Genomic DNA, 18,616 nt, shown 5'->3' with positions numbered 1-18,616 from the left:
ATATGCCAGCAGTTTCATCCCGTGGCAGAGGCCGCCGCACCATCAGCGAAATCAACATGGTGCCCTTCATCGACGTGATGCTGGTGCTGCTCATCATCTTCATGGTGACTGCTCCCCTGATCACGCCCAGCATGATTGCCCTGCCCAAAGTCGGCAAGGCACCGGGGCAGCCGCCCAAACCGATCCAGATCGAAATCAGCAAAGACGAAGTTATCCAGATCAAATCGGGAGGAACCGCCGTCACCACACGGCTCAGCGAGGTAGGCGCGTCTGTCAAACGCCTTCAGCCGGCTGTGCCTGCGAGTGAGCAGGTCACGCCGGTGGTGATCAGCGCCGACAAGTCCATCAAGTACGAGACCGTCGTAAAGGTGATGGATGCGTTGAACAAGGCGGGCGTGATCCGCGTCGGCCTGTCGGTGCAAACGGGTAATTAATCTCCGTCGACACTCCCATGCCCAGCGCCATCGATCGCCTCGAATTTGCGCCGCACCCTGATCCGGGCGCGTTACGTGCCTTCAGTCTGGCGGTGGTCGCCCACCTGTTGCTGCTGGCGGCACTGACCTGGGGAGTGAACTGGAGACACAGCAACCCCGATATTTCGTTTGATGCCGAGTTGTGGTCCAGCGTGCCGCAGGAGGCCGCGCCAAAGCCGGCGGAAGCATTGCCCCCGCCCCCTCCTCCGCCCCCCGCACCAGAGCCGCAGGTCAAAGCGTCGCCACCTGCGCCCGCGCCTGATGCAGACATTGCGCTGGAGCGGGAGAAAAAACGCAAACTGGAACTGAAGAAGAAGGAAGCCGAACTTGCCAAGGCCAAGGCTGAGCAGGAAAAGCTGAAAGAACTCCAGGCCAAAAAAGAAAAAGACTTGAAGGAGAAAGAGGCGAAGGCGAAAGAAGACCTTGCCAAGCGCAAAGCCGATGAAAAAACACAGGACGTAAAAGCTCAGGAAAAGAAAAAGCTGGAGAGCGCGGCCGCCGAAAAGCAGCGGCAGGAAAACATCAAACGCTCACTCGGACTTGCGGGAGCCACCGGAAGCGCGGATTCCAAAGGTTCTGCGCAGAAATCCAGTGGACCATCTGCCAGCTACGGTGGCAAGGTACGTGCCAAGGTCAAGCCCAACATTGTTTTCACTGATGAAGTCGCAGGCAACCCTACCGCAGAGGTCGAAGTGCGCACCGCGCTTGACGGCAGCATCATCAGTCAGCGACTGATCAAGTCCAGCGGCAACAAAGCCTGGGACGATGCGGTGATCAAGGCCATCATCCGTACAGAGACCATGCCGCGCGACGTGGATGGCCGGGTACCCACCCCGATGATTCTGGAATTCAAACGCAACGACTAGCGTGAGACCAGCAGATCGCTATCAATAAAATAGCGAACTATTCCCGTGGTTAAAGGGCCAACGGCCAATTTCATTCATAAACAATCCTGGCCAGCCCCTGATCGGCTTGCGCCATCCAGCTGGCCAGCGCCGCATCCGTCGGGAAAAATTTGGCAGCCTCGCCCAGCTGCAACTCAGCCACCGCGCTGTCACGCTTCAAACTCAGGCGAACCGGCAATCCGCGCACCACTTCCCCCTGCTCTGACATTTCGCGGCGTGGCGGAAAGTCTTTAACAATGCGTTGCACGTCGGGTGCCTTGCCATTGACCGCCACGCGCAGGTATTTTCCGAAGCGGCAACGCGCGGCGTCCAGATCCCACACCTGGGTGACTTTGAGACGGGAGCCACCAGTGAAACGGTCAGCCTGCAGCACACCTTGCACGATGACCAGCTCATCGTCTTTCAGCAAGTTGCGGTTAGCATTGATCAACGCCTCGTCGGCGGTGGCCTCCATCACGGCTGACTTGTCATCCAGCTTGAACAAGGCCAGCTTGCCGCGTTGCCCGTTGATGACGCGGAAATCGGTCACGATGGCGGCCAGCAGTTGCGGATCACGCGAGTCAATCAGGTCGTCGATCTTGCGCTTGGCAAACTGCCGCACCTCGTGCTCAACTTCATCAAACAAATGGCCTGACAGGTAGAAACCAATCGCTGTCTTTTCCTGGGTCAGCCTGGCCTTCACCCCAAACGGCACGGCATCAACCAATGCAGGCTCTTGTGTACTCGCGGCATGGGAGTCAGACATGTCGAACAGCCCGCTTTGATTGGCGTTGGCCTCACTGGCGGCGGCAAATTCAAAGGCCCTGTCCACTGACGCCAGCAGCGACGCGCGGTTGAGCTGCAGGTTGTCAAAAGCGCCGGCCTTGATCAAAGCCTCGACCGTACGCTTGTTAAGTTTGGTTTTATCGACCCGGACGCAGAAGTCATACAGCGAGGTGAAAGGACCGCCCTCCTCGCGCGCAGCCACGATGGCGGCAATGGCCTGCTGGCCGGTGCCCTTGACCGCGCCCAGACCGTAGCGAATGCTGGAGCTGGTGATCGGCTCAAAACGGTAGTTGCCACGGTTCACGTCGGGTGACTCAAACGTCATGCCCATCTTCATGGCGTCGCCAAACAAAATTTTGAGCTTGTCGGTGTCGCCCATCTCAACCGTCATGTTGGCGCAGAAAAACTCGGCGGTGTAATGCACCTTCAGCCAGCCGGTGTGATACGCCAGCAAGGCATAAGCGGCAGAGTGCGACTTGTTAAAGCCGTAGCCTGCAAACTTCTCCATGTCGTCAAACACCTTGTCGGCGTTTTCCTTGCTGATGCCTTTTTCGGCCGCACCCGTGCTGAAAATCTGGCGGTGTTCCGCCATTTCTTCGACCTTCTTTTTACCCATGGCGCGACGCAGCAAGTCGGCGCCGCCCAGCGAGTAGCCGCCCAGGATCTGCGCCATCTGCATGACCTGCTCTTGGTAAATCATGACGCCGTAGGTCTCGGACAAAATGGCCTCAACCCGCGGATCGGGGTAGACAACATCTTCACGGCCGGATTTGCGCGCAATGTAAGTCGGAATCAGGTCCATCGGACCCGGCCTGTACAGCGCATTCATCGCAATCAGGTCTTCAAGCCGGGTAGGTTTGGCGTCACGCAGCATGCCCTGCATGCCGCGACTTTCAAACTGGAAAACGGCTTCAGTCTGCCCCTTGGCAAACAGCGCGTAAACACGCGCATCGTCCAGCGGCAAATCCTCAAAGCGGAAGTTCTGCTGCGCAGGGTGGCGCTGAATGATGAACTGTCTGGCCAGCTCCAGAATGGTCAGTGTCGCCAGACCCAAAAAGTCAAACTTGACCAAACCAATGGCCTCGACGTCGTCCTTGTCAAACTGACTCACCGCCGAGCCGCTGCCGGGCTGCGCATACAGGGGGCAGAAGTCGGTGAGTTTTCCGGGCGCGATCAGCACGCCGCCCGCATGCATGCCGACGTTGCGGGTCAGGCCTTCAAGCTTGCGCGCCAAGGCCAGCAGCGTGGCCACGTCTTCTTCCTTGCGCTCGCGCTCGGCAAGTATTGGCTCGGCTTCCAGCGCATAGACCAGCTTGTCGTTTTTGTCCCGGTCGGTTGGCGGCAATTGCAGGGTCACTGCCTGGCCTGGCTTGTTGGGGATCAGCTTGGAAATGCCGTCGCAAAAGCCATAAGCAAAGTCGAGCACGCGGCCCACGTCCCGAATGGCAGCGCGCGCCGCCATGGTGCCAAAGGTGACGATCTGGCTGACGGCCTCCTTGCCATACTTGTCCTTGACGTAGTCGATCACACGGTCGCGGTTGGTCTGGCAGAAGTCGATATCGAAGTCGGGCATGGACACCCGCTCCGGGTTGAGAAAACGCTCAAACAGCAGGTTGTATTGCAGTGGGTCCAGGTCGGTGATCTTTAGCGAATACGCCACCAGCGAACCGGCGCCGGAGCCCCGCCCTGGCCCCACGGGGCAGCCGTTGTTTTTGGCCCAGTTGATGAAGTCCCCCACGATCAAAAAGTAACCGGGGAAACCCATTTTCAGGATGGTGTTGATCTCGAACTCCAGGCGCTCGACATAGGTCGGTCGTTTGGCGTCGCGCACGGCCGCGTCAGGGTACAAATGGGCGAGCCGTTCTTCCAGCCCCTCAAACGACGCATGGCGAAAGTAGGCGTCAATCGGCAGATGTACGCCATTGACTTCCGGCGTCGGGTAATCAGGCAGCATGGGCTTGCCCAGCTCCAGCTTCAGGTTGCAGCGCTTGGCAATCTCCACCGTGTTGGCCAGGGCCGAGGGCACATCGGCAAACAGCGTGGCCATCTGGGCTGAGGTTTTGAAATACTGCTCGCGCGTGAACTTGCGCACCCGCCGCGCGTTGCCCAGAATTTCACCCTCGGCAATACAAACACGCGCCTCATGCGCCTCGTAGTCGTCATAACTCAAAAATTGCACCGGGTGCGTGGCCACCACAGGCAGCTTGAGCCGCGCGGCCAGTTGCACAGCTGCGGCCACGTGCTGCTCATCATCCACGCGCTGAGCGCGCTGCAACTCCAGATAAAAACGGTGAGGGAAAAGTCCAGCGAAGTACAGCGCACATTCCGTTGCCCGCGCGCTGTCGCCCTGCACCAGCGCCTGCCCCACAGCACCGCCCTGCGCGCCTGAGAGCGCGATCAGCCCTTCATTCAACTCCTGCAGCCACTCCAGCTTGACGACAGCCTGATCTCGCACCACGCCGCGTGTCCAGGCGCGCGTGAGGAGTTCTGAAAGGTTGAGATAGCCCTGGCGGCTTTGCACCAGCAGCAGCAGCCGGGCCGGGCCGGCAGTCACGTCCTTGCCCGGCACTTGCACCCACACATCGGCGCCGATCAGCGGCTTGACGCCAGCACCACGGGTCTCCTTGTAAAACTTGACAGTGCCGAAGAGATTGCTGAGATCAGTGATGGCCAGTGCGGGCTGCCGGTCGGCCGCTGCAGCCTGCACGATTTCATCGATACGGTTGGTACCGTCAACCACCGAAAACTCGGTGTGAATACGCAAATGAACAAACATTCCTTCATTCTATGGCGAGGGCCCCACCGCCCGCTGCCTACAATGAGTCGATCATGAAAGTTCTCAACATTGCAGCCTACAAATTTGTTGGGCTGGATCAGCTGGAATCCTTGCAGCAGGCCGTATCCCACAAGCTGCACCAGCTGGAACTCAAAGGCACCGTGCTGCTGGCCGAAGAAGGTATCAATCTGTTTCTGGCTGGCCCCGCCCCGGCCATTCATGATTTCCTTGCTCACTTGCGGCAAGACAGCCGCTTTGCGGATTTGCAAGCCAAGGAGAGCTGGTCGCACGCGCAGCCTTTTCGCAAGCTGCTGGTCAAGGTCAAACGCGAAATCATCCGCATGGACCACCCGGCCATCCAGCCCGTGCTGGGGCGGGCGCCGGCTATTGATGCTGTGACGCTCAAGCGCTGGCTGGATGCGGGCCATGACGATCAGGGGCAACCGGTTGTCACACTGGACACGCGCAACGCCTTTGAGGTTGAGGTGGGTACTTTCAAAAATGCCATTGACTGGCGTATTAACAAGTTCACCGAATTTCCGCAGGCCTTGCTGGATCACCGGGAGGAACTCGCTGGAAAAACGGTGGTGAGTTTTTGCACGGGCGGCATACGCTGCGAAAAAGCGGCTATTTTCATGCGCGAGGCCGGGGTGGAAAACGTCTACCAGCTCGACGGCGGGATTCTGAAATATTTTGAAGATAGCGGCCACGCGCACTTTGATGGAGAATGTTTTGTCTTCGACGACCGTAGAGGACTCGACCCAAGCCTTTCACCCCGGGTGGATGTCGGCGTACCGTCTGACAAGCCTAAAGACCCAACCATGGAAAGCTGTTAACGATCGACCATTCGCCGCAGGCCTTTGTCACCATGCCCCTTACTCACCTTGCACCACAAGCCCACCTTTCACCCTCCGGTTTGGGGCAGCGTTTTGCACAGGTTCGCGGGCAAACAGAAGCGTTGACGCAACCGCTGAGTGCTGAAGACTGCCAGTTGCAGTCCATGCCAGACGCCAGCCCCGCAAAGTGGCATTTGGCGCATCTCACCTGGTTTTTTGAGACTTTTGTTCTCGAGAAATATGAGCCGGGATTCAAACCATTTGATGCCAGCTTCCGCGTGCTGTTCAACAGCTACTACAACGGCGTGGGCAACAAGCACCCGCGTCCCCAGCGCGGACTGATCAGCCGCCCCACGCTGGCTGAGGTGTTGGCCTATCGGGCGCAAGTTGACGAGCGCGTCTCGACCCTCCTTCAGAGCCATCCCGACAACACCGAACTGATCCAACTCATAACCCTGGGCCTGCACCATGAGCAGCAACATCAGGAGTTGCTGCTGACCGACATTAAACACGCGCTTTCGTTCAACCGGGCACGACCGGCTTACGCGCAGCACTGGCCGCTGTCCAGCATCAGTCCGCAGCCTCTGCAGTGGTTCGGCTTTGACGGTGGCCTGGTCGAGCACGGTTATGACGAAGGCATGGATGGTGCCTTCGCCTTCGACAATGAAACGCCACGGCACAAGGTGTATCTGGCGCCGTTTGAAATCGGCAGCCGCTTGGTGACCAACGGCGAGATGATGGCCTTCATTGACGATGGCGGCTACCGGCGGCCCGAGCTCTGGCTGTCCATGGGCTGGGACTGGGTACAAGAAAATGGCGCTACCCAGCCTCTGTACTGGCAAGGTGAATTGGGCGCGCTGCAGAACTTCACCCTGCAAGGTTTGGTCAAGCTGGACCCCAACACACCCGTGTGCCACCTCAATTATTTCGAAGCGGACGCCTATGCGCGCTGGGCGGAGGCGCGTTTACCGACAGAGTTTGAATGGGAACTGGCTGCGCGCAGTGTGGCGGGTCAGCAGGGAAATTTTGTGGAGACTGAGGCGTACCACCCCATTCCCTTGCAGCAGGAAATTGTGGGCAGCCCCGCGCAGATGTTTGGCGACGTCTGGGAGTGGACCCAGTCCAACTACAACCCCTACCCCGGCTACAAGCCGTGGGAAGGTTTGGTGGGTGAGTACAACGGCAAGTTCATGTGCAACCAGTTTGTGCTGCGCGGCGGCTCATGTGCCACGCCACAAAGCCACATACGCGCGAGTTACCGCAACTTTTTCCCACCGGATGCGCAGTGGCAGTTCAGCGGCCTGCGCTTGGCGCGCGACACCAACTAACCAGGCGGCGCCGTCCGTCAAGGCCCTCCCATTCAAGCAGGGGCCGCGGAACCGGCTTCGTCGGGCCGCAGGCGCAGCGCCCCCTCGGGGGGCAGCGCAGTACACGCAGTGACAGGCGTGGGGGCCAACACCATTACTCTCGTAGCACTTCGAGAACCTCGGAGCGAAACTCCCGGTTGTAGAGGATGAGCACCACCACGGCGGTGGCCAATGCAAACGCAAAGGTCGAGAAAAACCAGGCCATGATGGCGAAGCTTAGGTAATAAGCGCGCAGGCCATCGTTAAAGGTTTCTGCCGCCAGCCCCACGGTACGGCTGGCGCGGCTGGCAAATTGCTCACGGTCAAACTTTCCGGATGCAAAGTCTTCAGGCGATGGCAGGGAGCCGATGATCAGCGCCACAAAGGTGTACTGCCGCATGGACCAGCTGAAGCGGAAAAACGCATACACAAACACCCCAACCATCATCAGAATCTTGAGGTCAAAAATCAGCACAGAGGTGCGAACCGCAAACGGGATCTCCCGAACCAGTTCGGACGCCTTGTCTGTGGTGCCCAGCAGCGCAAACAGGCCACCAATAATGATGATGGTGGTGGACGAAAAAAAAGCCGGGGTGGACGACAGGTTCTGGGTGATGATGCCGTCCACAACGCGCGGATCACGCGAGGTGGCCTGCAGCAGCCAATAGTGGCGGTATCGGTTGGTGGTTCGCAAAATCGACGGGCGCTTGACGCCGTAGTAGCGCGCAAACCAGGCGTACCCCATCCAGCACGCAAAAAACCAGACAATCGCCAGCCAGTCGGCCCAGGGGAGCAAGGTAAAGACTTTCATGTGAGGATCTTAATCGTGCCCGCCCGTCGCGAGATACTTCTGCCCTGCCTAGGTCGCTTTGAAGCGGCGCTCCGGCAAGGGTATGAACTCAGCATCTCCGCTCACTTGCCCCATGTCCTGATTTTCCCAATCAAGCGAGGCCTGCACGATGCGCTCTTTGCGGCTGGAGACAAAATTCCACCACATGAAGCGACGCGCTTCCAGTGCATCTCCGCCTATCACCATCAGCCTCACCGCCGTAGCTGCGGTTACTGCTGCGGCGCTCCCCGGCACCAGCACGACCAGCGTATGGGCGGCAATGGCCACGCCATCCACAACGATGTCTCCGTCCACCGCATACAGCGCCAGCTCCTGGGCCAGCGGAGGCAACTCAAAAGGCACGCCCGCAGCCAACTGGACATCGAGGTAAACCGTGGTGGAGAAGGTCTTCACCGGAGAGGTCAGACCGAAGGCATGACCAATCAATACCCGCACCGCTGTCGCGCCTGACATCAGCGAAGGAATTGCCGTGGCCGGTGTGTGCTCGAAAGCGGGATCCGTCTCCTCATGCTCCTTTGGCAAAGCCGCCCACAGTTGAATGCCATGGTTCACATAAGTCTGCTCTTTCAGATCCTCCGGCGTGCGTTCCGAATGCACAATGCCACGCCCCGCGGTCATCCAGTTGATGGCACCGGGAGCGATGCACTGTTCAACGCCCAGGCTGTCACGGTGCATGATGGCGCCGTCGAAAAGGTAGGTCACCGTGGCCAGCCCGATGTGCGGATGTGGCCGTACATCGTGCGCACTACCCGGCTCCACACTGACCGGGCCGAAATGGTCAAAGAACACAAACGGGCCGACCGACTGTCGCTGCGCAGCTGGCAGCAGTCGACGCACCAAAAAGCCACCACCGAGGTCGTGGTTGTGGCCGGTCAGCTGGAGGGAGGCAGGCATTGCGGACACTCCTCAGGCTTGAAACTTTGCTGCGACGTCGGCCACCCGTTTGCCAAACAGTCTTGCAGTTTCCAGATCGCCGGGCAACATGTCCGCAGCACCCGCGTCTGACGGCGACTGCGCCATGGCGCCGATGTAGGTACCCAAATAATTGACGTCATTACGCTGCGCAGCCTTGGTATTGGCCGGCATCATGCCCTGGCCAACCCACACGCCTGAATGCTGCATGGCAAGCGTCACAAGATAACTCAGGGTAGAACTCTTGTCACCGTTGACCGACGCACTGTTGGTAAACCCGGCAAAAAGTTTGTCTTTCCAGCCCTGCGTGAACCAGACCTTGGATGAAGCATCGGCAAATTTCTTGAACTGCCAGCTGACACTTCCCATGTAGGTCGGAGAGCCCATGATGATGGCGTCAGCCGCGTTCAGTGTTTCCCACCCGCCTTCGGGCAGATTGCCGTCCGCATCAATGGCCAGCAGCTCTGCGCCCGCGCCCTCTGCCACTGCCTGCGCCATGCGCTGGGTATGTCCGTAACCCGAATGAAATACAACCACAATATTTTTCATAGCCTGTCCTTGTCATGTTTTAGAAAAGTGGGCCACTGAGGTGGCCCGGGAGATGCGTTGTGACGTCTGAATCAGCCTTTGCGCTGACCGTCAATACTCCATGCACCGGCGCCCCATGCGGCGATGGTCAGCAATCCGCCAACCACGGCAATGTTCTTGAAAAATGCCTGTTTCTGCATCATCATCATTTCGGCGGGTACAGCCCAGTACGCGTGGAAGATAAACGTGATCACAACGGTAAAGAGAGCAATGCCCAGTGCGGCCCAACGCGTTTGAAACCCCACCAACAGCAGCAAGCCGAGGCCCAGTTCAACACCGATGGCGGCTGCAGCTGACAGCTCTGGCAAGGGAACGCCTTTGGAGGCGATGTAGCCAACCGCGCCGGAAAACCCCGCAATTTTGCTGAAACCAGCCGGGATAAACAGCAGGGCAATCAGCACGCGACCGATCAGGGACAACGGGTTTTGAAGTGAGTTAAGCATAAAAATCTCCTTGTTGAAAAAATGCAAAGCGAAACAAGCGGTGAAGCAAACCGCCCCGCTGTGCAACAGGCCCTGAGCGATAGTACGTTCGGATAAAGATCAGGCAGCCAGATCAAACACCAGCACTTCGGCATCCTTGCCGTCAGTCAGCCGCAGGTTACCTTCTGATTCCAGCCCCGCAGCGTCCCCCGCCTGCAGGGTATGCCCATTGACCTGCAACTCCCCACGCACGAGGTGCACCCAGGTTTTGCGGCCGGGCGCCAGCGACAGGTCGGCACTCTCGCCGCCGTCAAAGAGCCCTGCATAAAGTTTGGCGTCGGCATGGACTGTCACGGACCCTTGAGCACCGTCGTTTGAGGCAACCAGCCGCAGTGCGCCGCGTTTTTCGCTCTCGGCAAACGATTTTTGCTCATAGCCGGGCGCAATGCTTTTGACATTCGGCTCAATCCAGATCTGCAAGAAGTGCGTTGTTGCATCCTGCGCGTGGTTGGACTCGCTGTGCTGAATACCTTTGCCTGCACTCATGCGCTGCACATCGCCGGGCGGGATGGACGCACCGTTGCCTATGCTGTCCTTATGGCCGAGCGCGCCGCTCATGACGTAACTGATGATTTCCATGTCCTTGTGCCCATGGGTACCGAAACCGGTGCCAGGAGCAATCCGGTCCTCATTGATGACGCGCAGGTTGCCAAAACCCATATGGGCCGGGTCGTAATACCCGGCAAACGAGAAGGAGTGAAAAGACTTGAGCCAGCCGTGGTCGGCATAGCCACGTTCGGCAGATTTTCTGAGCGTCAACATTCTGAAGTCCTTTCAAAAAAACTTGGTATGTGATGAATGTATGGCCCAACATCCCCGCGATAATTGTTGTTATTTGATGTCATCATTCGAATAATTTGAATGAACGGAAGCCCTATGCGCAACGTTTTGACCCCGGAAGCCCTGACTTTGGTGGAAACCGTGCACCGGACCGGCAGTCTGGCCGCCGCCGCGCGGGAGCTGGGCGTGGTACCCAGCGCCCTGACCTATCGGGTGCGCCAGCTTGAAGACGCGCTGGACGTTCTGCTCTTCGACCGCTCATCGCGCCAGGCGCAGCTGACGGCTGCGGGCCACGAGCTGCTGCGGGAGGGTCATCGCCTGCTGATGGAGCTTGACGCGGTGGCCCATCGCATCAAGCGGGTGGCAACAGGCTGGGAGCCGCAACTGACCATCACGGCGGACGACGTGATCTCCAGCACCACCTTGTTTGAATTGTGCGAGGCGTTTTACGCACTGAACCCACCAACCCGCCTGCGCATCCGCTCCGAGACCCTTTCCGGCACCTGGGAAGCACTGGTGCTGGGCCAGGCTGACCTGGCGATCGGCTGCGTTGTGGAGGTTTCCCAATCGCGCGGCATTTTGAGCCAGCCCATGGGCCATCTGCCCTTTGTCTTTGCCGTCGCGCCGCATCACCCGCTGGCCCAAACTACCGGCAGCATCAGTGATGCGCTTTTGCTGCAGCACCGGGCGGTAGCCGTTGCAGACACCACGCTGCGCGGAGCAGGAATCAGCATTGGGCTGCTCGGTGGGCAGGATGTGCTGACCGTGCCCACCATGCATTACAAGCTGGAGGCCCAGCTGCGCGGCCTGGGCTGCGGATTTTTGCCGGAAAGCCTGGCCCGTCCTTACATTGAAAGCGGCCGCCTGGTCGCCAAACCAGTGGCCCGGGCTGGCCGGCTTGTGCCTTTGAGCTACGCCTGGCGGGACCCCAGTGCCGTACCCGGCGCACCAGCAAGGAAAAAAAATAAAAACAGCACCCCGGCCCAGCCCTTAGCACCGCACGGGCTTGCGCTGAGCTGGTGGCTGACGCAGCTGGCGCGACCGCAAACACGCAAGGCATTGCTGGAGCGCCACCACAGCGTGTAGAGTGCAGCCATGACAGCAAAAACAAAACCCGCAAGCACCCCCCTCAAACGCCCTTCACGCAGCACCGCAAAATCCGCGGCAACGCCGGAGCGGCAAGCGCCGCGCCACTATGCCGTTGTTGGCGCGGGTATCGCGGGCATTGCCTGCGCACGCACGCTGGTGCAGGCGGGCCACAGGGTCACGGTATTCGAAAAAAGCCGAGGTCCTGGAGGCCGCATGGCCACCCGCCACTCGGAATTCGGCGGTTTTGACCATGGCACCCAGTACTTCACCGTGCGCGATGCGCGATTTGAAAAAGCCCTGGCATCCGCCTCTGGCCTGGTGCGCCCGTGGAGCGCCAATACCGTTCGCATTCTGGATGAAGCGGGCCGCGTGGTGGCGTCCGCACTGCCGCCGAAGGAAGCCCATTGGGTTGCCACACCGGGGATGAATGCGCTGGTCAAGCAATGGGCTCTCCCGCTTGGAGTCGCGGGCGCCCTCGCGCTCGAAACCGAGGTCATCCGCATGGAGGCCGACAAACTGCATCCGGACCGCTGGCAAATGCAAACCGAAGGCCCTGGCGCTGCCAGTCAGGTCTATTCTGGTTTTGATGCGGTGGTGCTGGCAGTGCCAGCGCCGCAAGCACATGCCCTGCTGCTCAGCTCTCAACAAGGCAAGACGCTCATGCCCGCACTGAGCGGCATCAACATCGCGCCCTGCTGGACCTTGATGCTGGCCTTCCCGCAGGCGTTGCAGCCCACCCTGCCGCATCTGGGCCCCCACTGGAATGCCGCGCGTAGCACCCACCACCGCATTACGTGGCTGGCCAGGGAGTCGTCCAAACCCGGGCGCGGCGCGATCGAGCGCTGGACCGTGCAAGCCAGTCCTGAGTGGTCGCAGAAGCACCTGGAAGACGATGCCGAGCGCGTCAAGGCCAAGCTTCTCAAAGCGTTTACCGAAGTCACCGGTATTCGTGCGCAACCGTCCCACGCTGTGGTGCACCGCTGGCGCTACGCCCAAACCACCGAGCCGCTGGGCCAGCCTTTTCTCTGGGACGCCAAATCCCGTATCGGAAGTTGCGGTGACTGGTGCATAGGCCACCGTGTTGAGGACGGTTTTGTCTCAGGCCTGGAGATGGCGCTAGCCTTGGTTTAACGCGCGTGTGGGCCACCTACCGGGGGCGCTTTGCTCCCTCTCCCACAGGTCCATTACACGCCGGCTCGCTGGTGGCAGCTCTGGCAAGCTGGCTGGATGCCCGGGCACATGGTGGGCAGTGGCTGGTGCGCATCGAAGACACCGACACCCCACGCTGCGTCCCGGGCGCCGACCAGACCATCCTGCAACAACTCGCCGCCTGCGGTTTGACACCGGATGAGCCGCCCTTGTACCAGTCGCAGCGAGGCACGCACTACCAGACGGCTCTAGACTCGCTGGTTAGCCGGCAACTGGCCTACCCCTGCGCCTGCACGCGCCAAGACATCGAGCAAGCCCAAACAGCCGCCAAACCCCGCCATGGCGAGCTTGTGTACCCGGGCACCTGTCGGCACGGCCTGCAAGGCCGCCCAGCGCGCGCCTGGCGCTTTCTGACGCTTGATTGTGAACAAAATCGGCACTTTGCCCAGGAAACACGGGCGGTAACAGCTATAAATTCGATAGCACAACAGGAGATAACCTGGGAAGACCGGCGCCTGGGCCCGCAACAGCAGGACGTGGCGCAGGCGGTGGGCGATTTCGTTCTTCTTCGTGCTGACGGCTTCTGGGCTTACCAGCTGGCTGTAGTGGTTGACGACGCTGCGCAAGGCATCACGGATGTGGTGCGTGGCGAAGATTTGCTGGACAACACCGCCCGCCAAATCTTGCTGCAGCGCGCCTTGGGCCTGCCCACGCCGCGCTATCTGCACCTTCCCCTTGTGCTTGCGGAGAATGGCGAAAAGCTGTCCAAACAAAACGGCGCCTTGCCATTGGATACCAGCCAACCCTTGCGCGCACTGAAAGAGGCGGGGCTGGAGCTGGGTCTTCAGCCGCAAGCAGACCAATTGGGCGACTGGCTGGCCGAAGCGGTGGAGCAATGGGGCCGCGCCGTAAAATCAGCAAGTGACTGATCCAAACTCCCCCGACACGCCCCCCGCGCCTGCCCCGCAAGCCCCTCACCTTCGCACCATCCGCAGTTTTGTCCTGCGCACCGGCCGCACTACCGTGGCCCAGGCTAAGGCTTTCGAAGATGTGGGGCCGGCCTTCTTGCTGCCCTATGCGCCGCAAGCCATGGACTTCTCTGCGGTGTATGGCCGCAACGCACCCACTGTTCTGGAGATCGGTTTTGGCATGGGTGAGGCGACCGCGCACATTGCCGCGCTAATGCCTGAGAAAAATTTTCTTTGCTGCGAAGTCCATACCCCCGGCGTGGGCGCGCTGCTCAAACGCATCAGCGAGCAAAGCCTCACCAACATCCGTATCGTGCAGCATGATGCGGTAGAGGTATTGGCGCACATGATCTCGCCTCAAAGCCTGGACGGCGTGCACATTTTTTTTCCCGATCCGTGGCACAAGAAAAAACACAACAAGCGCCGCCTGATCCAGGCCCCGCTGATAACCCAATTGGTCAGCCGCCTCAAGCCGGGCGGCTACCTGCATTGCGCCACCGACTGGCAACCGTATGCCGAGCAGATTCTGGAAGTGCTGAACGGCGAAGCCTTGCTGAAAAACACATCCACCGCAGAAGGTGGCTACGCGCCCAAGCCGCACTACCGGCCCCTCACCAAATTTGAAAACCGCGGCATCAAGCTCGGGCACGGCGTCTGGGATTTGGTGTTCGAACGGATGTGAAGGAACGACCTGCACAGGGTGGTCTGCCAACGCTTGAGGGTGTCAGCCCGAGTGTGGTCAGCCTGCCAGGTGGCGACTGGCCCACCATCACCGAGTTTCTGGTTGAGCGCTTTCCGGCGATCACGCGCGAAGTCTGGCTGGACCGCATGCAGCGGGGTCTGGTGGCCGATGAGTTTGGCAAGGCCGTCACCGCCGAGCGCGCTTACCAGGGCCACATGCGGGTCTATTACTACCGCGCCCTGCCGCCAGAAGTGCGCATTCCGTTTGACGAAGAGATTCTTTTTCAGGACGAGCATCTGGTCGTCGCTGACAAACCGCATTTTTTGCCGGTCACGCCCTCGGGTCACTACCTGCAAGAGACCTTGCTGGTGCGCCTGAAAAACCGGCTCCGCCTGCCGGGTCTGAGCCCCATTCACCGCATTGATCGCGAGACGGCGGGGGTGGTGCTGTTTTCAGTGCAGCCACAGGAGCGCGCGGCTTACCAGGACCTGTTTCGCCAGCGCGATGTCATCAAGCACTATGAAGCGATTGCGCCCTGGCGTGCGGACCTGAGCTTTCCGCGCGTCTGCAAAAGCCACATCGTCGAAGGGCTACCCTTCTTCAGGCAAGCCGAAGTGCCAGGCGTTGACAATAGCGAAACCTTGATCGACGTGATGGAAGTGAGCGGGCCATTGGCACGATATTCCCTGAGCCCGGTCACCGGCAAAAAGCACCAGCTGCGCGTACACATGCACGCGCTGGGCCTGCCCATCGTCAATGACCGCATGTACCCGCCGCTGGACCCCACACCGGACGACGACTACCGCTACCCGCTGCAGCTACTGGCAAAAGGTATTGCCCTTGACGACCCTTTCACCGGCGAGCGCAGGCAGTTCAGCAGCAAGCGAAAGCTCGAGCTTCCGCCTGCACACCTGCCGCTTAGCTTGTGATCTCTTTCGCCGTGATTTGGTATTTGAAGTCGTCGGGCGCGTAAGAGTCAAAACGACCCTGGGCGTTTTCGCCCACCGGGTACATGAAAAAGCCCAGCTTCTCCTGTTTTGAATTCGGCAGTGCAATGTCGTGCGCCGTGTTGTAGGCCATCCAGTTGCCTTCCCAGCCGCCAAACAGGGACTTGTTGACAGGCGCGACCACCGGGTCGTTCACGTTCTTGATCCACTCGGGCGTTTCCAGACGCATGACCTTGGCCACATCGGCGGGGTCCATGGCCACCCAGCCGTAACCCTTAAGGAACACTTCCGAACGGCAGTGCTGCGCGCCCTTGAGGCTGGCCGGGTTGCCACTGAGCTCTTTGTAGCCGAAGGCCGATGGCACAAGGCGGATGCCGTACACGTCACGCGCGGGAATGCCGACCGAGCGACAGAGGCCAACAAACAGGGCATTGAGGTCGGCGCACTTGCCACCCAGATTGCCGGTTTCCAGCATCGTTTTGATGTCACCTTCGCCGCAGCCGCGGACCTTGGGGTCGCGGTAGGTGTTGACCACAATCCAGTCGTAAAGCTTCTGGGCTTTTTCAACGTCGGTTTTCGCGTTCCCAATGGCCTGCTGCGCCGTGGTGCGCACAATGCCGTCGGTGGGCAAGAATTTCGTGGGGCGGGTGAAAAAGCGCAGAGTGTCAGCGTCCTCGCGCGTAGCCACCTTTTGGGACCAGTCGATGGCGCGGCCCTGGGTCTGCACGCGGCTGGTCAGTTCGGCGAATGGCTGGGCCAGTCCGGCGGGAAACTCCGCATACAACATCTTCGCGCCGTCGACGCCGTCTTCCATGAGGTCGGTTGCGCCGTTGCTGGAAAAGCTGTTGCCCTGCGAACGCTGATAGTCGCTGTTGACCGACGGAATCGGCAGCCAGATTTTGGTCACGCCCTGCGGCTTGACGATGTCGACCCGGGTCGTCACTTCGAAGGTGCGCCAGCCGCCGCTTTGGGGCGCAAAGTTTTTGCGGGCCGGGGCCTGCTGCGCATGGCTGACAAGGGGAAACGCTGCTGCCATGGCGGCTGCGGCAGAGGTTTTCAGAAAGGTACGGCGTACGGTGGTCATTAAAAAACTCCGGAAGGGTGAAAGGGTGACGGGACCGGGCATGTAAAGGTGCGCCGGGAGGTCGGCAAGGAAGACGCGGTCAATTATCGACGTATTCATGCCCCTGGGCTCTTCCGGCAGGTGCCCAAACCGGCTCGGTTACTATTCGCTAAAAACGGGGAAGAGGAGTCGGCATGAATGAATCGGTCGTCAAACCCGGGCCGAAACGAGGGCAACAGGTCGGACCCAATGAGGACGTTGTGGGCGGGCTGCTGATCCGAGGACCAGACGCCAACAATCCCGGAGCAGCGCTTGAGGCCCTACTGAATCGGCTCAATGCACAAGACCTGTCGTCTTGCGTGCAGACAAGTTCGGGCATCGATGCCGGTGGCTGCTTTGTCCGCTTGACGTTGGCGCCAGCTCAGCTAGCCGCCTGGGCGCCGGGCTGCGACACCTTGCAGCTGTCCAACACACTGCACCTTGCTACTGGCACCAAGACATCTGACCTGCAGCGGGAAATTGTCCTGACCCTGTTGATGGGACCGGAGGCGTTTGAGTTTCCAGGCATTGACGAGCTGGTGTCAGCGGTGCGCATCCGCGTCAACATCGTGCAGGCTGCGCGCTTGACCATGCTGGACTTCAAGACCATCACTGCAGAAAGACCCGCAGACTGCTGGGCCTACAGAGAGGATTGCGGCTTTGTCAGGCAGCCGGGCGTGCCGTTGATCACGGCGCTGATCAAAGCGACGCAGCCCGACGTGTCGGGCACGGTGTATTCCTTCTCGTGTTACCGCGCCACGGAATACGTCATTCTTCTGGGTATGGCGCAGGAGCTCGCTTATTGCAACCCACCCCTTCTGGACAAACTTCAGGAGCGCTGGGCCTTGCAGCCCATCATGTCGGGCCAGTTTCACGATGTTTTTCTGCGCGAGCAGGGAAGCATGGACAATCCGCTACCGCCGTTTTACTTTGTTCCCGGCGACCGCGTCTGGTTTCGCAATCCCGACTCTGCTTCCTCGGAGGCGTCCGGTTATGAGGGTTCGTGGGTCTTCTATTTGGGCAACGGACTGTTCAGCAATTTCTGGAAACGGGATCAGCCCTTCACGCTGGCGACTAAATGCCTGGAAATTTATCACTGGCGAAACGCGCTGTATCGCGACGCTCAGGGCGACGAGCGTATCGACGAACTCAAGGTGGAAGCACTGGTAGCGGCGACCGCGCACGAGCCAACGGAAGCGGCCCGCATTCAGGCTCTTATGCAGCGTTACAGAGAGCCGCGCGGCGTGTACCGGGACGGAGGCTGTCTGGACACCACGCGCGAGTTTGTACGGTGGGTTTGCCCGGGCACCACCGACATCTATTTGCCCGACTAAGAGCCCTGCTAAGCCTTGAGCAAGGCTTCAATCATGTTCGCGGCTTGCGGCCCCGTCCAGTCCACCTCGCCCTGCACCCGCTGCCGCGGCCGGCCTTGGCGGTCAATCAGCAGCGTGGTCGGAAACACCTTCACGCTCCAGTCCCGTGCGGTCTGACCTTGTGGGTCCAGCAGCACCGGCAGGCTCAAACCTGTGGTCGCAGCAAACTGGATGGCGCGGTTGGGATGCTCCTTGAAGTTGATGGCCAGGACGAGCAATTTGTCCGGACCATACAAGTCGGCAACCTGCTGCAAGGTCGGCATTTCTGCACGGCAGGGTTCGCACCAGCTTGCCCAGAAATTAATGATGACCGCACGACCCTTCAAATCAGCCAGCCGCCAGACCTTGCCTGTGGTGTCCACCGTTTGAAACGCCGGGACTGCACCCTGCCACGGCGACACCGTGTAAGCCGGCTCGCCCGCCGCAAGAGCTTCGGGAAGCAACAGCGGGCTGACGGCGGCAGCAAGTGCGCGTTGCAGAAACAAACGCCTGACCTGCAGGACTTGTAAGAATGAAGGCATGATGTTGACCAAGCTTAGCAGGGCTCAAAAGAACTGCGCCCTGCGCGGCCATCTTCCGCCTCCATTGACACA

General features: G+C 59.9%; 18 protein-coding genes. 10 read left to right on the top strand and 8 right to left on the bottom strand.

All coding sequences use genetic code 11. The annotated features are described in order from the left end of the window. Positions 1–2 precede the first annotated feature (2 nt). Both VE934_RS01915 and tolA read left to right on the top strand, forming a co-directional pair. Positions 3–434, top strand: coding sequence for a biopolymer transporter ExbD (locus VE934_RS01915; RefSeq protein WP_324883777.1), 432 nt, complete (start codon positions 3–5; stop codon positions 432–434). A 17-nt stretch (positions 435–451) separates the two neighbouring features. Further along, the gene (gene tolA, locus VE934_RS01910; protein WP_324883775.1) at positions 452–1,339 is read left to right on the top strand and encodes a cell envelope integrity protein TolA; all 888 of its coding nucleotides are present in this window, start codon (positions 452–454) and stop codon (positions 1,337–1,339) included. Between the two features lie 70 nt (positions 1,340–1,409). Here tolA and dnaE read toward each other — a convergent pair whose 3' ends face one another. Beyond that, positions 1,410–4,919: a DNA polymerase III subunit alpha gene (dnaE, locus tag VE934_RS01905; RefSeq protein ID WP_324883773.1), complete on the bottom strand. Its 3,510-nt coding sequence runs from the start codon at positions 4,917–4,919 to the stop codon at positions 1,410–1,412. A 50-nt stretch (positions 4,920–4,969) separates the two neighbouring features. Here dnaE and VE934_RS01900 point away from each other — a divergent pair, with 50 nt between their 5' ends. Beyond that, entirely contained in the window at positions 4,970–5,755 is a 786-nt protein-coding gene (locus VE934_RS01900) for a sulfurtransferase (protein WP_324883885.1), read from the top strand. Between the two features lie 32 nt (positions 5,756–5,787). Beyond that, positions 5,788–7,083 carry an ergothioneine biosynthesis protein EgtB gene (gene egtB, locus VE934_RS01895; protein ID WP_324883771.1) on the top strand — a complete coding sequence of 432 codons (1,296 nt, stop codon included), beginning with the start codon at positions 5,788–5,790 and terminating at the stop codon, positions 7,081–7,083. Positions 7,084–7,216: 133 nt separating this feature from the next. Here the strand turns inward: egtB and VE934_RS01890 are convergent, their stop codons facing one another. From VE934_RS01890 to VE934_RS01870, 5 genes are all read right to left on the bottom strand, one after another. Beyond that, a complete protein-coding gene (locus VE934_RS01890; protein ID WP_324883769.1) occupies positions 7,217–7,912 on the bottom strand; it encodes a DUF599 domain-containing protein in 696 nt (231 codons plus the stop codon). 48 nt (positions 7,913–7,960) lie between these two features. After that, a complete protein-coding gene (locus VE934_RS01885) occupies positions 7,961–8,845 on the bottom strand; it encodes a pirin family protein (protein WP_324883767.1) in 885 nt (294 codons plus the stop codon). A 12-nt stretch (positions 8,846–8,857) separates the two neighbouring features. Further along, a complete protein-coding gene (locus VE934_RS01880) occupies positions 8,858–9,412 on the bottom strand; it encodes a flavodoxin family protein (protein WP_324883765.1) in 555 nt (184 codons plus the stop codon). A gap of 71 nt (positions 9,413–9,483) precedes the next feature. Next, positions 9,484–9,894, bottom strand: coding sequence for a DoxX family protein (locus VE934_RS01875; RefSeq protein WP_324883763.1), 411 nt, complete (start codon positions 9,892–9,894; stop codon positions 9,484–9,486). Positions 9,895–9,993: 99 nt separating this feature from the next. After that, a complete protein-coding gene (locus VE934_RS01870; protein WP_324883761.1) occupies positions 9,994–10,695 on the bottom strand; it encodes a pirin family protein in 702 nt (233 codons plus the stop codon). A 114-nt stretch (positions 10,696–10,809) separates the two neighbouring features. Between VE934_RS01870 and VE934_RS01865 the strand changes: the two genes are divergently transcribed. The 5 genes from VE934_RS01865 to VE934_RS01845 are packed head-to-tail and all read left to right on the top strand — an operon-like array spanning position 10,810 to position 15,530. After that, positions 10,810–11,799 carry a LysR family transcriptional regulator gene (locus VE934_RS01865; protein ID WP_324883759.1) on the top strand — a complete coding sequence of 330 codons (990 nt, stop codon included), beginning with the start codon at positions 10,810–10,812 and terminating at the stop codon, positions 11,797–11,799. Between the two features lie 9 nt (positions 11,800–11,808). Continuing rightward, positions 11,809–12,933, top strand: a complete 1,125-nt coding sequence (locus VE934_RS01860) for an NAD(P)/FAD-dependent oxidoreductase (RefSeq protein WP_324883757.1) — start codon at positions 11,809–11,811, stop codon at positions 12,931–12,933. A gap of 5 nt (positions 12,934–12,938) precedes the next feature. Beyond that, complete coding sequence (gene gluQRS / locus VE934_RS01855; protein ID WP_324883755.1) at positions 12,939–13,880, top strand: tRNA glutamyl-Q(34) synthetase GluQRS; 942 nt, start codon at positions 12,939–12,941, stop codon at positions 13,878–13,880. Beyond that, positions 13,873–14,601, top strand: coding sequence for a tRNA (guanosine(46)-N7)-methyltransferase TrmB (trmB, locus tag VE934_RS01850; RefSeq protein ID WP_324883753.1), 729 nt, complete (start codon positions 13,873–13,875; stop codon positions 14,599–14,601). The genes gluQRS and trmB overlap by 8 nt, the downstream gene beginning before the upstream one ends. Next, the gene (locus VE934_RS01845) at positions 14,598–15,530 is read left to right on the top strand and encodes a pseudouridine synthase (RefSeq protein WP_324883751.1); all 933 of its coding nucleotides are present in this window, start codon (positions 14,598–14,600) and stop codon (positions 15,528–15,530) included. The genes trmB and VE934_RS01845 overlap by 4 nt, the downstream gene beginning before the upstream one ends. On the opposite strand, the gene VE934_RS01840 is transcribed toward VE934_RS01845, so the two are convergent. Further along, on the bottom strand, positions 15,520–16,632 hold the full coding sequence (locus tag VE934_RS01840) for a transglutaminase domain-containing protein (RefSeq protein ID WP_324883749.1): 1,113 nt from the start codon (positions 16,630–16,632) through the stop codon (positions 15,520–15,522). The genes VE934_RS01845 and VE934_RS01840 overlap by 11 nt on opposite strands. A gap of 173 nt (positions 16,633–16,805) precedes the next feature. On the opposite strand from VE934_RS01840, the gene VE934_RS01835 reads away from it, so the two are divergent. Next, positions 16,806–17,984 carry a hypothetical protein gene (locus tag VE934_RS01835; protein ID WP_324883747.1) on the top strand — a complete coding sequence of 393 codons (1,179 nt, stop codon included), beginning with the start codon at positions 16,806–16,808 and terminating at the stop codon, positions 17,982–17,984. Between the two features lie 8 nt (positions 17,985–17,992). On the opposite strand, the gene VE934_RS01830 is transcribed toward VE934_RS01835, so the two are convergent. Next, on the bottom strand, positions 17,993–18,544 hold the full coding sequence (locus VE934_RS01830) for a TlpA disulfide reductase family protein (RefSeq protein WP_324883745.1): 552 nt from the start codon (positions 18,542–18,544) through the stop codon (positions 17,993–17,995). Positions 18,545–18,616 lie beyond the last annotated feature (72 nt).

This window comes from Polaromonas sp., from assembly GCF_035638815.1.
In the GTDB taxonomy this organism is placed as follows: Bacteria; Pseudomonadota; Gammaproteobacteria; order Burkholderiales; family Burkholderiaceae_C; genus Polaromonas.
The sequence above is the reverse complement of the archived record's forward strand: the minus strand, read 5'-3'. Positions and strand labels throughout refer to the sequence as shown.

What these genes read in the sequence shown, in the direction of transcription:
- VE934_RS01915 (WP_324883777.1), top strand. Translation starts at nt 3, where the DNA reads ATGCCAGCAGTTTCATCCCGTGGCAGAGGCCGCCGCACCATCAGCGAA.
- tolA (WP_324883775.1), top strand. Translation starts at nt 452, where the DNA reads ATGCCCAGCGCCATCGATCGCCTCGAATTTGCGCCGCACCCTGATCCG.
- dnaE (WP_324883773.1), bottom strand. Translation starts at nt 4,919, where the DNA reads ATGTTTGTTCATTTGCGTATTCACACCGAGTTTTCGGTGGTTGACGGT.
- egtB (WP_324883771.1), top strand. Translation starts at nt 5,788, where the DNA reads ATGCCCCTTACTCACCTTGCACCACAAGCCCACCTTTCACCCTCCGGT.
- VE934_RS01890 (WP_324883769.1), bottom strand. Translation starts at nt 7,912, where the DNA reads ATGAAAGTCTTTACCTTGCTCCCCTGGGCCGACTGGCTGGCGATTGTC.
- VE934_RS01885 (WP_324883767.1), bottom strand. Translation starts at nt 8,845, where the DNA reads ATGCCTGCCTCCCTCCAGCTGACCGGCCACAACCACGACCTCGGTGGT.
- VE934_RS01880 (WP_324883765.1), bottom strand. Translation starts at nt 9,412, where the DNA reads ATGAAAAATATTGTGGTTGTATTTCATTCGGGTTACGGACATACCCAG.
- VE934_RS01875 (WP_324883763.1), bottom strand. Translation starts at nt 9,894, where the DNA reads ATGCTTAACTCACTTCAAAACCCGTTGTCCCTGATCGGTCGCGTGCTG.
- VE934_RS01870 (WP_324883761.1), bottom strand. Translation starts at nt 10,695, where the DNA reads ATGTTGACGCTCAGAAAATCTGCCGAACGTGGCTATGCCGACCACGGC.
- VE934_RS01865 (WP_324883759.1), top strand. Translation starts at nt 10,810, where the DNA reads ATGCGCAACGTTTTGACCCCGGAAGCCCTGACTTTGGTGGAAACCGTG.
- VE934_RS01860 (WP_324883757.1), top strand. Translation starts at nt 11,809, where the DNA reads ATGACAGCAAAAACAAAACCCGCAAGCACCCCCCTCAAACGCCCTTCA.
- VE934_RS01840 (WP_324883749.1), bottom strand. Translation starts at nt 16,632, where the DNA reads ATGACCACCGTACGCCGTACCTTTCTGAAAACCTCTGCCGCAGCCGCC.
- VE934_RS01835 (WP_324883747.1), top strand. Translation starts at nt 16,806, where the DNA reads ATGAATGAATCGGTCGTCAAACCCGGGCCGAAACGAGGGCAACAGGTC.
- VE934_RS01830 (WP_324883745.1), bottom strand. Translation starts at nt 18,544, where the DNA reads ATGCCTTCATTCTTACAAGTCCTGCAGGTCAGGCGTTTGTTTCTGCAA.